The organism is Enterobacter sp. TMH.L2 (assembly GCF_050847315.1).
Taxonomy (GTDB): Bacteria; Pseudomonadota; Gammaproteobacteria; order Enterobacterales; family Enterobacteriaceae; genus Cedecea.
Map to the genome: position 1 here is coordinate 2,168,222 of NZ_CP193791.1, position 12,654 is coordinate 2,180,875.

General features: G+C 57.5%; 13 protein-coding genes. 7 read left to right on the top strand and 6 right to left on the bottom strand.

The genetic code is table 11. The annotated features are described in order from the left end of the window. Nucleotides 1-80: 80 nt before the first annotated feature. The 6 genes from sapF to pspF form a co-directional block, all read right to left on the bottom strand. Nucleotides 81-887, bottom strand: coding sequence for a putrescine export ABC transporter ATP-binding protein SapF (gene sapF, locus ACREYP_RS10490; protein ID WP_008461344.1), 807 nt, complete (start codon nucleotides 885-887; stop codon nucleotides 81-83). Then, nucleotides 887-1,879 carry a putrescine export ABC transporter ATP-binding protein SapD gene (sapD, locus tag ACREYP_RS10495; RefSeq protein WP_166873439.1) on the bottom strand — a complete coding sequence of 331 codons (993 nt, stop codon included), beginning with the start codon at nucleotides 1,877-1,879 and terminating at the stop codon, nucleotides 887-889. The genes sapF and sapD overlap by 1 nt, the downstream gene beginning before the upstream one ends. Continuing rightward, nucleotides 1,879-2,769, bottom strand: a complete 891-nt coding sequence (sapC, locus tag ACREYP_RS10500; RefSeq protein ID WP_008461347.1) for a putrescine export ABC transporter permease SapC — start codon at nucleotides 2,767-2,769, stop codon at nucleotides 1,879-1,881. Before sapC ends, sapD begins: the two co-directional genes overlap by 1 nt. Continuing rightward, entirely contained in the window at nucleotides 2,756-3,721 is a 966-nt protein-coding gene (gene sapB / locus ACREYP_RS10505) for a putrescine export ABC transporter permease SapB (RefSeq protein ID WP_166992116.1), read from the bottom strand. The genes sapC and sapB overlap by 14 nt, the downstream gene beginning before the upstream one ends. Further along, nucleotides 3,721-5,358 (bottom strand): ABC transporter substrate-binding protein SapA, encoded by a 1,638-nt coding sequence (gene sapA, locus ACREYP_RS10510; protein ID WP_336818200.1) that lies wholly within the window; start codon nucleotides 5,356-5,358, stop codon nucleotides 3,721-3,723. The genes sapB and sapA overlap by 1 nt, the downstream gene beginning before the upstream one ends. Nucleotides 5,359-5,472: 114 nt before the next feature. After that, nucleotides 5,473-6,471: a phage shock protein operon transcriptional activator gene (gene pspF / locus ACREYP_RS10515; RefSeq protein ID WP_008461352.1), complete on the bottom strand. Its 999-nt coding sequence runs from the start codon at nucleotides 6,469-6,471 to the stop codon at nucleotides 5,473-5,475. A 172-nt stretch (nucleotides 6,472-6,643) separates the two neighbouring features. On the opposite strand from pspF, the gene pspA reads away from it, so the two are divergent. The 7 genes from pspA to tyrR all read left to right on the top strand — a co-directional run bounded on the left by pspA (nucleotide 6,644) and on the right by tyrR (nucleotide 12,641). After that, nucleotides 6,644-7,312: a phage shock protein PspA gene (pspA, locus tag ACREYP_RS10520; protein ID WP_008461354.1), complete on the top strand. Its 669-nt coding sequence runs from the start codon at nucleotides 6,644-6,646 to the stop codon at nucleotides 7,310-7,312. A gap of 61 nt (nucleotides 7,313-7,373) precedes the next feature. After that, nucleotides 7,374-7,598 (top strand): envelope stress response membrane protein PspB, encoded by a 225-nt coding sequence (gene pspB / locus ACREYP_RS10525; protein ID WP_008461355.1) that lies wholly within the window; start codon nucleotides 7,374-7,376, stop codon nucleotides 7,596-7,598. After that, nucleotides 7,598-7,957, top strand: coding sequence for an envelope stress response membrane protein PspC (gene pspC, locus ACREYP_RS10530; protein WP_039303566.1), 360 nt, complete (start codon nucleotides 7,598-7,600; stop codon nucleotides 7,955-7,957). The genes pspB and pspC overlap by 1 nt, the downstream gene beginning before the upstream one ends. Before the next feature lie 90 nt (nucleotides 7,958-8,047). Then, the gene (gene pspD, locus ACREYP_RS10535; protein ID WP_008461357.1) at nucleotides 8,048-8,278 is read left to right on the top strand and encodes a phage shock protein PspD; all 231 of its coding nucleotides are present in this window, start codon (nucleotides 8,048-8,050) and stop codon (nucleotides 8,276-8,278) included. Nucleotides 8,279-8,390: 112 nt separating this feature from the next. Continuing rightward, nucleotides 8,391-9,788, top strand: coding sequence for a YcjX family GTP-binding protein (locus ACREYP_RS10540; RefSeq protein ID WP_008461358.1), 1,398 nt, complete (start codon nucleotides 8,391-8,393; stop codon nucleotides 9,786-9,788). Beyond that, nucleotides 9,785-10,852: a YcjF family protein gene (locus tag ACREYP_RS10545; protein ID WP_008461359.1), complete on the top strand. Its 1,068-nt coding sequence runs from the start codon at nucleotides 9,785-9,787 to the stop codon at nucleotides 10,850-10,852. Before ACREYP_RS10540 ends, ACREYP_RS10545 begins: the two co-directional genes overlap by 4 nt. Before the next feature lie 226 nt (nucleotides 10,853-11,078). After that, complete coding sequence (tyrR, locus tag ACREYP_RS10550; RefSeq protein WP_008461360.1) at nucleotides 11,079-12,641, top strand: transcriptional regulator TyrR; 1,563 nt, start codon at nucleotides 11,079-11,081, stop codon at nucleotides 12,639-12,641. Nucleotides 12,642-12,654: the final 13 nt, after the last annotated feature.

Below are 12,654 nucleotides of genomic sequence, written 5' to 3' on the forward strand. Positions count from 1 at the left end.
ACTGCTCCCTTGCCGCCTACCCGCAACTCAAATTATCTAGTGGAAGTTGGGGTAGAATGATCGTGGCGAAGTAGTCTAAATTAACGATCCCTACGCCAGGCGTCAGCGGTTAAGGCCTCGCCGAAGTGGCTGTTAATCAGCCGTTTAGTCAATTCATGCAGCGGGGAGGCGAGCACGTCGGCCGTGCTGCCGCGCTCCACCACTTCGCCTTCGTGCATCACCATCACCTGGTCGCTGATGTGCTTCATCATGCCAATGTGCTGGGTCACGTAAATATAAGAAATGCCTTGTTTTTCCTGCAGTTCAAGCATCAGGTTAATCAGCTGCGAGCGCATGGACATATCCAGCGAGGCCAGCGCTTCATCGGCGATAATGACCTTGGGCCGGAGGATCAACGCGCGGGCCAGGCCCAGACGCTGTTTTTGCCCCGGCGCCAGCATATGCGGGTAATAGCTGGCGTGGTCCGGCAGCAGACCAACCATGCGTAAGGTGTCCAGAATGCGTTTTTGCCGCAGCTCTGGCTCCAGCTCGGTATTCAACCGCAGCGGGAAGTCCAGAATCTGCGAGATGCGCTGGCGTGGGTTCAGGGAAGTACTGGGATCCTGGAATATCATGCGGATCCGCTGGCTGCGCCAGGAGTAATCGCCGAAGTGGAGAGGGTGATCGTCAATCACTAACTCGCCGGTGGTCGGCTCAATCATTCCCGCCAGCATTTTTGCCAGCGTAGATTTACCCGAGCCATTTTCCCCGATAATCGCCAGCGTCTGCTTCTCGCGCAGCGTAAAGTTGAGCGGCTTCACTGCTTCTACGTGCTGGCGGTGAAACAAACCTGTACGGTAGCGAAACGTCTTACTTAAATTGCGGACTTCCAGCAGCGTTTCGACCATTACTGACTCTCCATATTCAGCGGGAAATGACAGGCGTAGAGGTGATTTTTCGCCCCTTCAAGTCTTGGCGCTTCAATGCATTTGCGCTGGGCATAAGGACAGCGAGGCCCCAGACGGCAGCCCATCGGCAATTGCTCCAGCAGCGGAATCGCGCCCGGCATGGTGTTTAACCGGCTCTTGTGCGGCATCGGGCTACCAAAGTCAGGGATCGCGCGGATCAGCGCCTGAGTATACGGGTGGTGTGGCGTGGCAACCAGCTCTTCGCTCGTCGCGCTTTCCACGGTTTGCCCGCAGTACATCACGTTAATTTTATCCGCCCACTGGCTCAGCATCTGCAGGTCGTGGCTAATCAGCAGAATGGTGGTGTTGTTGTTCTGATTGAGCCGCGTTAACAGACGGAAGATCTGCGACTGCGTGGTCGGCTCCATGGCGTTGGTGGGCTCATCCGCAATCAGCAGGCGAGGCTGGTTTGCCAGCGCGATGGCGATCATCACCTTCTGGCATTCGCCTTCGGTCAGCTCGTACGGATAGCTGCTCATGGCGTCTCTGTGATCTTTAATCCCCACGCGGTGCAGCAGTTCGATGGCGCGGCGCTTACGCCAGCCAAAACGTTGCCACCAGCGGCCTTTATAAGTCCAGCCGGGAATATTTTGGGTCAACTGACGGCCAATTCTTTCCGACGGATCCAGGCAGGATTGTGGCTCCTGGAAAATCATCGACACGTTGTGGCCCACCAGACGGCGGCGCTCACGCGGCGAGAGCCGCAGCAGGTCGATATCGTCAAAGCGCATACGGTCGGCGGTAACCCGCCAGTTATCTTTGGTGACGCCACAGATAGCTTTCGCGATGAGACTTTTCCCTGAGCCGGATTCGCCGACCAGGCCGCGAATTTCCCCTTCGCCCAGCGTCATGCTCACGCGATCGACGGCTTTTACCCAACCTTCGGAGGTCATAAATTCGATGGTCAGATTGCGGATATCAAGTAGCGGCATTATTGCACCCCCGCGTTAATCGCGCGGCGCAGGCCGTCGCCAAGCAGGTTAACCAGCAGGACGCTTATCATGATGGCCGCCCCCGGCAGCATCACCGTCCAGGGCGCAACGTAAATCAGCTCCAGCGCATCACCGAGCATTGCACCCCATTCCGGGGAAGGGAGCTGCGCGCCAAGATCGAGAAAACCGAGTGCGGCAATGTCCAGAATCGCCATAGACAGCGCTCGTGTGATTTCTGTTACCAGCGTGGCGGTGATATTGGGCATGACGGCAAACCAGAGAATATTTAGTGTGGAAGCGCCATCCAGACGGGCGGCGACCACGTACTCTTTCTCCAGTTCATCGTGCACCGCGCTGTAGACCGAACGTACCATTCGCGGCAGCAGCGCCAGCCAGACGGCAAACATCGCATGGCTGAGATGGGGGCCAGCAAAGGCGACCACAATAATCGCCAGCAGCAGGGAAGGAATCGACAGCAGCGTATCGAGAATGTGGTTCAGCACCGCGGAGCGCAGACCGTGGGTCGACCCCGCTATCACGCCGAGCACGATGCCGCAGATTGTTGCCGCAAGCGTGACGACAAACGCGCCGCCCACCGTCGGAGCTGCGCCGCTCAGCAGGCGGCTTAGCACGTCACGGCCAAGATCGTCGGTACCGAGGAAGAACGAAACTTCCCCATAGCGGGACCATGACGGCGGCAAAAGCTGATAGCCCAGAAACTGTTGGTCAATTTGATACGGGGCAAAAAGACCGCCAAACAGGCACAGAATAGCCAGGCCGCCGCAGCCGTAGAGGCCAATCATCGCGGTGGTATCGCCATAGAATTTACGCCACGTCAGACGCAGCGTGCTTGGCGGTCGCTTTTCGCGGTAGACGCTATCGTAAGGCATACCATTCCTTATGCTTCAGTGGGTTGGCCATAGCGCCCAAAATATCGGAAATCACGTTAACAACAATCACCAGCGAGCCAATCACCATCACCCCGGCGGAAATCGCCATGTAATCCTGCTGGCGAATGGCGTTAATCAGCCAGCGGCCCAGGCCTGGCCAGCTAAAGACCACTTCGGTGATCATCGCCAGCGTCAGCATGGTTGAAAACTGCAGGCCCAGGCGAGGGATCACCGGCGGCAGCGCGTTGTGCAGCACGTGGCGATGCAAAATAGTGAAGCGGGAAAGCCCGCGCGTGGCGGCGGCTTTGACGTAGTTCTGATCGAACACCTCGATGGTGCTGATCCGCATCAGGCGAATCACCTCGGTGGTCGGGGCGACGGCCAGGGCGGCGACCGGCAGCACCATGTGGCGCAGGGCGCTGACGATCATTTCGCTGCGATAAGGCGAGTCCGAGAGCCACGCATCCACCAGCGCAAAGCCGGTGACGGACTTAACCTCATAAAGCAGGTCAAAACGCCCTGAAACCGGGAACCAGCCCAGCGTCAGCGAGAAGAACAGCGTCAGCAGCAGCGCCAGCCAGAACACAGGAATAGAAAAACCGACCAGTGCCAGGGCGCTGATCAGCCTGTCCTGCCACTTATTGCGCATGATGCCCGCCAGCATCCCCACAGGAATACCAATCAGCAGCGCCAGGCCGAAGGCCAGAATGCACAGTTCCATGGTGGCCGGGAAAACGTCGCGTAATTGCTCGTTAATCGACTGGCCGTTAATGCTGGAGACGCCAAAATCCCAGTGCAGCAGACTCTCAAACCAGAACACCCAGGCGTTCCACAGCGAAGCCCCCTGCAGCGGCGCGTGGGGCGTAAAATAGTTGAGGCTAAAGCCGACCACCGCCAGAAACAGCAGAGTGATCAGCAGCAGCAATAATCGCCTTAGCGTGAAAATGATCATTATTTTTTCGCCTCTTCATTTTCCCTGGACACGCCTGCAAACGAGGCGTTGCCGAACGGGCTGAGCACCAGGCCTTTCATGTCGTAGCGGTAGGCCTGCAGCCTTAACGAAGAGGCCAGCGGCAGCACCGGCAGCTCTGCGGAAAGAATATCCTGCGCTTCGTTGTAGGCTTCAATACGGGCGGAAAGCTGCTGGGAAGAGAGCGCTTTTTGCAGCACGCTGTCGAAATGCGGGTTACACCAGCGGGCATAGTTAGTTTGCGAGCCGATGGCCGCGCAGCTCAGCATCGGGCGGAAGAAGCTGTCCGGGTCGTTACTGTCCGTTGCCCAGCCGGCAAGCGTCAGATCGTGGTTCATGTCCATCAGTCTGGCTTCCTGGAAGCGGCCCTCCATCGGCACGATAATCACCTTCACGCCAATCTGTGCCATATCCGCCTGAATCAGCTCGGCGGTTTTGAGTGGGCTTGGGTTCCAGGCCTGGGAGCTGGTCGGCACCCACAGGCGGAGTTCCAGTTTATCCACGCCCAGGGCCTGTAACTGCTCACGGGCTTTCGCCGGGTTGTATTCGGTAATTTTTGCGTCGTTATCGTAGGCCCAGGAGGCGCGAGGCAAAATGGATGCGGCCGTTTCTGCCGTGCCGTAATAAATAGACTGCATCAGGCGCTGATTATTAATGGCAAGGGACAGCGCGTGGCGAACGGCCGGGTTATTCAGCGGCGGTTTGTTGGTGTTAAACGCCAGGTACGCGATATTCATGCCCGGGCGCAGCGTCAGGCGCAGACGCGGATCGTCACGCAGAATAGTCAACTGACTTGCCGCAGGCCAGGCCAGCACGTCGCATTCGCCGGTGAGCAGTTTGGAAAGACGGCCGGTGCCGCCGGAACCGAGATCGACCACCACCTGCGGCATCAGCGGTACGCCGCGCCAGAAGTGCTGGTTGCGCGCCAGGCGAATGTACTGCCCGGCGCGGTATTCGCTGAGCAGGAAAGGTCCGGTGCCGACCGGCTGCCTGTCCATCAATTCCTGGTGGTCAGCTTTGGTCAACTGCGCGGCGTATTCGGCGGACATCACCGACGCGTAATGCGTAGCTAAATGCCAGAGGAAGGAGGCGTCCGGCTTATTGAGGCGGAATTCAACGGTATTGTCATCCAGTTTACGAACGCTTTTCACCGTTTCCGGGAACTGCAGACTGTCGAAATAGGGGTAGCTGCCGCCGTTAACATTATGCCACGGATGGTTGCGGTCGAAGATACGCTCAAAGGTAAACACCACATCATCGGCGTTTAGCGCGCGGGTGGGTTTAAACCAGGTGGTAGTCTGGAACTGGACATTGTGGCGCAGGTGGAAACGGTAAGTCGCGCCGTTATCCAGCACTTCCCAGCTTTCCGCCAGTTCAGGCACCAGGCGATAGGTATAGGGGTCAACGTCCAGCAGGCGGTCATAAAGCTGCGCCGCCAGCGTGTCGACGGTCAGGCCGCCGCTGGTCATTTGCGGGTTAAAGGTGTTGACCTGCCCGTTGACGCAATAAACAAAGCCACTGCGGCGAATATCTGCCGGTTTTTCAGCGGGCGCAGCGGCACGCGCCGCGCCGCTCAGGCAGCATAAACCCAGTAACAGGGAGGAGAGCATTCCGCGCATAAGTTTTTGAGTTATCTCAAGTGATGGGCAAAGTGTATCGCACTCTTGCCTTCTCCCCAAAATTACTGGTGACGATCGGCAATTTTCTGCGCAGGACGATGAAAAAAACGCCGCTCAGTCCGGCGTCAGGCTGCTTAATTGGTGTTTTTTCAGCATCGCTCGTAGCTGATGATAACTCACGCCCAGCAGTTCTGCAGCCCGGCGCTGGTTAAAAGTTGCCTGCTTCAGGCTTTGTTCCAGCAGGTTTTTCTCCTGTTCGTTTTGCCAGCTTCGCAGATCGAGCGGCAGGCCGGGCAGGTGCGCCGGAGCCTCTTGTCTGGCCTGATGGAGCGGGGCAGGTTTATGAGTGAAAGGGTTAAGGATAATGTTGTCCAGCGCCTCATCGCTTGAGCCGTGGCGGTACACCGAGCGCTCAACCACGTTTTTCAGCTCGCGGATATTGCCCGGCCAGCCATAGTTAAGCAGCGTCTCGCAGGCCCTTCCGGTAAAACCGGGGAACAGCGGCAAATTAAGTTCCCGGCACATTTGAATCGCAAAGTGATCGGCCAGCAGCAGGATATCCGATCGCCGCTCGCGCAGGGGCGGGAGCATCACCACGTCAAACGCCAGCCTGTCGAGCAAATCGGCGCGGAATTTCCCTTGTTCGGCCAGCTCCGGCAAATCGGCATTGGTGGCGCAGACCAGGCGAGTATTCACCTGTAGCGGCTGGCTGCCGCCCACGCGCTCAAGTTCGCCGTATTCCACCACCCGCAGCAGCTTCTCCTGCACCAGCATTGGGGCCGTGGCCAGCTCATCAAGAAACAGCGTGCCGCCTTCAGCTCGTTCAAAACGACCCTGATGGCGCTTCTGCGCGCCGGTAAACGCGCCGGCTTCGTGGCCAAACAGCTCGCTGTCGAGCAGGTTTTCGTTCAGTGCCGCACAGTTGAGGGAGATAAAAGGCCCTTGCCAGCGCTGGGAGAGGAAATGCAGGCGGTTGGCGATGAGTTCCTTCCCGGTGCCGCGTTCGCCGATGACCAGCACCGGTTTATTCAGCGGGGCCAGGCGGGAAACTTGTTCCATGACCTCCAGAAAGCTATTAGCTTCTCCAATGAGGCTGTCCTTGTTTTCAGGCATGGTTAAATTCCCTAATAGTTAGTTAATTTAACCACTATAGCGGCTTTTATGGGATCGTCAAATTTACATTAATTCTTATTAATCAATGAAGTAAAAAGTTGGCACGGATGCTGCATTATCCTGTCAGAGCAGAGTGCCTGGCACCTGAGATAATGACTAAGAGGATTGAATTATGGGTATTTTTTCTCGTTTTGCCGACATCGTGAATGCGAACATCAACTCCCTGCTGGAGAAAGCGGAAGATCCGCAGAAGCTGGTGCGCCTGATGATTCAGGAAATGGAAGATACGCTGGTAGAAGTGCGTTCCACTTCAGCCCGCGCGCTGGCCGAAAAGAAACAGCTGAGCCGCCGTGTGGAACAAGCTACCGCGCAGCAGGCCGAATGGCAGGAAAAAGCCGAGCTGGCGCTGCGTAAAGAGAAAGAAGATCTGGCGCGTGCCGCGCTGATTGAAAAACAGAAGCTGACCGACCTGATCGTCACGCTGGAAAATGAAGTTGTGCACGTGGATGAAACTCTGGCGCGCATGAAGAAAGAAATCGGCGAGCTGGAAAACAAGCTGAGCGAAACTCGCGCTCGCCAGCAGGCGCTGACCCTGCGTCATCAGGCTGCCTCTTCTTCACGCGATGTTCGCCGCCAGTTGGATAGCGGTAAACTGGATGAAGCGATGGCCCGGTTCGAATCTTTCGAGCGCCGCATCGACCAGATGGAATCCGAGGCGGAAAGCCACGCCTTTGGCAAACAGAAGTCTCTGGACGCGCAGTTTGCCGAGCTAAAAGCCGATGATGAAATCAGCGCCCAGATAGCTGCGCTGAAAGCAAAAATGAACCAGGATCGTCAATAATAATCCAGGCCGCGATGCGCCCGGCGCATCGCGACTCAAGCCTGACCCGTAAGGAGTACACATGACTGCGCTTTTTCTTGCTATCCCGCTGACCATTTTTGTGCTGTTCGTGGCGCCGATTTGGCTGTGGCTTCACTACAGCAATCGTCCTGATGCAGGGCAGCTTTCACAGAGTGAGCAGCAGCGGCTTGCCCAGTTGACCGATGAGGCGCGACAGATGCGGGAGCGCATTCAGTCTCTGGAACAGATCCTTGATGCCGAACACCCGAACTGGAGAAACAACTAATGGTGAATTCATTTTCCGGTCGTAAGCTGTGGCGTATCCCTGAGAAAGGGATGGTAAAAGGAGTTTGCGCGGGTATTGCGCAATACCTTGATGTGCCGGTCAAACTGGTCCGCGCCATTGCAATTTTATCGATATTCTTTGGCCTGTCGTTCTTTGTGCTGGTGGCCTACATCGTGATGACATTTGTGCTGGACCCGATGCCCTACGGCGCAGATGAAAAAGATACGCAACCGACCAACCGCGATCTGCTGAACGCGGTGGATGCGGAACTGGCCGCCGGTGAGCAACGTTTACGCTCGATGGAGCGTTACATTACGTCTGACACTTTCACGCTGCGCAGCCGTTTTCGCCAGCTGTAAAACAACCCTCTCCTGGGGGAGAGGCCCGGGGTGAGGGCGCCCAGGCTCAATGCTAACCACCCACCGCAATTAACCGCTTTTGGAGAGACAATGACTACATTCCATTCCGTCAGCCAGAAAGCTAAACCAGGCCTGAAACTTGCCGGGAAGCTTGCTTTACTTGCCGCGCTGCGGTTCGGCCCGGCGGGTTTTGCGGCGTGGGCGATCAAATCGGTAGCCCGCCGCCCGCTGAAAATGATACTGGCCGTGGTGCTGGAGCCGTTACTGACCCGCATCCTGCGCAACGTCTCTGACCGTTACGATCGCCGCATGGCAAAATAACCCTCATCGCGGCGGCGAAATCTTCCGCTTAACGTTTTGATTCTTGGTAATCAGCCCCATTTGATATTATCAATAAAGGTATTTTCTGCAGCGGAAGGCAATCAGGACGCTTATGAACCGACTCAAAAACGAATTTAACGCCCTGGTAAACCGGGGCGTTGATCGTCATTTACGCCTCGCGGTAACCGGGCTGAGCCGCAGCGGTAAAACCGCATTTATCACCGCGATGGTCAACCAGTTGCTGGGCATTCACACCGGCGCACGGCTGCCAATGCTTAGCGCCGCTCGTGAAGAGCGTTTGCTCGGCGTTAAGCGCGTGCCGCAGCGCGATCTGGGCATTCAGCGTTTCACCTATGATGAAGGCATGGCGCAGCTTTTCGGCACGCCACCGGCCTGGCCGACGCCGACTCGTGGCGTAAGCGAAATGCGCCTTGCGTTACGCTACCGCTCCAACGATTCGCTGCTGCGCCACTTCAAAGACACGTCCACGCTTTACCTGGAGATTGTTGATTATCCGGGGGAGTGGCTGCTTGACCTGCCCATGCTGGCGCAGGATTACCTGAGCTGGTCGCGCCAGATGACAGGCCTGCTGCAGGGCCAGCGTGCCGAGTGGTCGGCGGAATGGCGTCACCTTTGCGAGGGTTTAGATCCTCTCGCTCCCGCCGATGAAAACCGCCTGGCGGCGGTTGCCGAAGCGTGGACTGACTACCTGCTGCGCTGCAAGAAAGAAGGGCTGCATTTTATTCAGCCGGGGCGCTTTGTCCTGCCCGGAGATATGGCGGGCGCGCCCGCGCTGCAGTTTTTCCCATGGCCGGATGTGGATGCTTTTGGTGAGTCGAAGCTGGCCCAGGCGGATAAGGGCAGCAACATCGGCATGCTGCGCGCGCGTTTTGATTACTACTGTGAAAAGGTGGTGAAAGGGTTCTATAAGAATCACTTCCTGCGCTTCGACAGACAGATTGTGCTGGTGGATTGCCTGCAGCCGCTCAACAGCGGGCCCCAGGCGTTCAACGATATGCGCCTGGCGTTAACCCAGCTGATGCAAAGCTTCCACTACGGGCAGCGCACGCTGTTCCGTCGCCTGTTTTCCCCGGTGATCGATAAGCTGCTGTTTGCCGCCACCAAAGCCGACCATGTCACGGTAGACCAGCACGCTAACATGGTTTCTCTCCTGCAACAGCTGGTGCAGGACGCCTGGCAAAACGCGGCCTTCGAAGGCATCAGCATGGACTGCATGGGGCTGGCCTCCGTGCAGGCAACGCAAAGCGGCATCGTAGACGTGCAGGGGGAGCAAATCCCGGCGCTGCGCGGCAATCGCCTGAACGACGGTGCGCCGCTGACGGTGTATCCGGGGGAGGTGCCTTCGCGCCTGCCCGGCAATGCTTTCTGGCAAAATCAGGGCTTTCAGTTCGAACAGTTCCGGCCGCAGGTGATGGACGTTGACCGTCCGCTGCCGCACATCAGGCTGGACGCGGCGCTGGAATTCTTAATTGGAGATAAATTGCGATGAGCGATCCTATTAAACCGCGCATCGATTTTGCGCAGCCGCTGGAGGCGGAAAAAGAGCAGGACTGGAAAGCGGCACACGCGTTTAGTGAACCGGAAGCGCAAAAGTTTACCCCGGTCACCACCAGCGTTGAAATGCTTGCCGACGAAGAAGGGCAGGCCGAGGCTGTTATTGAAGCTGCTTTAAGACCGAAACGCAGCCTGTGGCGCAAAATGGTGACAGCCGGACTGGCGCTGTTTGGCGTCAGCGTTGTGGCCCAGGGCGTACAGTGGACCCACAACGCTTTTGTGGCTCAGGACTGGATCGCGCTTGGCGGCGGCGTTGCCGGGGGGCTTATCGTCGCGGCTGGCGTCGGCTCGATTGCCAGCGAATGGCGGCGGTTATGGCGTTTGCGCCAGCGTGCCGAAGAGCGTGACGAGGCACGAGAACTGCTCGCCAGTCACAGCACGGGCAGAGGGCGGGCGTTCTGCGAAAAACTGGCCAGCCAGGCCGGGCTGGATAAAGGCCATCCGGCGCTGCAGCGCTGGTATGCCTCGATCCATGAAACCCACAACGACCGGGAAGTCGTGGCGCTTTATGCCCAGCTTGTTCAGCCGGTGCTGGACGCTCAGGCCCGGCGTGAAATTAGCCGTTCTGCTGCCGAATCCACGCTGATGATCGCCGTCAGCCCGCTGGCGCTGGTGGATATGGCTTTTATTGCCTGGCGTAACCTGCGCCTGATCAACCGCATCGCCACGCTGTACGGTATCGAACTGGGCTATTTCAGCCGTATTCGCCTGTTCCGCCTGGTGCTGCTGAATATTGCTTTCGCCGGGGCGAGCGAGCTGGTGCGTGAAGTCGGCATGGACTGGATGTCGCAGGACATTGCCGCCAGACTTTCGGCTCGCGCCGCGCAGGGGATTGGGGCCGGGCTGTTAACTGCCCGCCTGGGCATTAAGGCGATGGAGCTCTGCCGTCCGCTGCCGTGGCTGGAGGGTGACAAGCCCCGGCTGGGGGATTTCCGCAAACAGCTTCTGGTTCAGCTGAAAGAGACGCTGGCCTCCGGGAAAAACAAACCTACCAACTGAATTTGTATCATTGACCTGGAGGGCGGCTTCGGCTGCCCTTTGTTGTTTACAGCACACGTATAAATTTCGTGCTTGTTGACCAGTGGTTTGTCTTTTAGTGTCAACATTTCATGACAGGCATCTTCTTGCCAACGGCTAACTGCGTTATTATCCCTGCAACTCTATGAGGTCCTTCAGCCCGGCTGAAGGTCGTATAGGCCGTTTTCCGTAACATAAGGTCACCTGCATGCGTCTGGAAGTCTTTTGTCAGGACCGCCTTGGTCTCACTCGTGAACTGCTCGATCTTTTAGTGCTGCGCGGTATTGATTTGCGCGGTATCGAAATTGACCCGATCGGGCGTATTTACCTTAATTTCTCCTCCCTTGATTTTGAATCTTTCAGCAGCCTGATGGCGGAAATTCGCCGCATCCCAGACGTTACCGACGTGCGTAAAGTACCGTGGATGCCTTCCGAGCGTGAACATCGCGCCCTGAGTGCGCTACTTGAGGCGCTGCCGGAGCCGGTGCTGTCGCTGGATATGCGCAGCAAAGTTGAACTGGCCAACCCGGCAAGCTGCGCGCTGTTCGGGCAGAGCGAAGATCGTCTGCGTAACCATAATGCGGGCACGTTGATCAGCGGGTTTAACTTTACCCGCTGGCTGGAGAGCGAACCACACGACTCCCACACCGAACATGTTGTGATCCACGGGCAAAACTTCCTGCTGGAGATCACCCCGGTTCATCTCGATGGCGAAGATAATCAGCCGCTGCTGGTGGGCGCGGTGGTGATGCTGCGCTCTACCGTGCGCATGGGGCGCCAGCTGCAAAACCTCTCCAGCAGCGATTTCAGCGCCTTTGACCAGATTGTCGCCGTCAGCCAGAAAATGCGTCATGTGGTTGAGCAGGCGCGCAAACTGTCGCTGTTGAATGCCCCGTTGCTGATTGTGGGCGATACCGGTACGGGCAAAGATCTTCTGGCCAATGCCTGCCACCTGAGCAGCCCGCGAGCGCAAAAACCTTATCTGGCGCTGAACTGCGGCTCTATTCCTGACGACGTGATCGAAAGCGAACTGTTTGGTCACGCGGCCGGGGCTTATGCCAACGCCGTCGAAGGGAAAAAAGGCTTCTTTGAGCAGGCCAACGGTGGCTCTGTGCTGCTGGACGAAATCGGTGAAATGTCGCCGCGTATGCAGACCAAACTGCTGCGCTTCCTGAACGACGGCACGTTCCGTCGCGTCGGCGAAGAGCATGAGGTGCATGTTGATGTCCGCGTGATTTGCGCGACACAAAAAAATCTGGTGGAGCTAGTGCAGAAAGGCGAGTTCCGCGAGGATCTCTATTATCGCCTCAACGTCCTGACCCTGAACCTGCCGCCGCTGCGCGATCGCCCGCAGGACATCATGCCGCTGACGGAGCTGTTTGTGGCGCGCTTTGCCGACGAGCAGGGCGTACCGCGGCCTAAGCTGTCTCACGATTTAAGCAGCGTGCTGACCCGCTACGGCTGGCCGGGCAATGTGCGTCAGCTGAAAAATGCCATTTACCGCGCGCTAACTCAGTTGGAAGGCTACGAGCTGCGCCCTCAGGACATCCTGTTGCCGGACTTCGACTCGGCCAGCCTGGCCGTGGGGGAAGAGGCGATGGAAGGCTCGCTGGACGATATTACCAGCCGTTTTGAGCGTTCCGTGTTAACACAGCTGTACCGCAGTTATCCAAGTACGCGTAAGCTGGCAAAACGGCTGGGTGTTTCCCATACCGCGATCGCCAACAAGCTGCGTGAGTACGGACTGAGCCAGAAGAAGGGCGAAGAGTAAAAACAAAAAACCC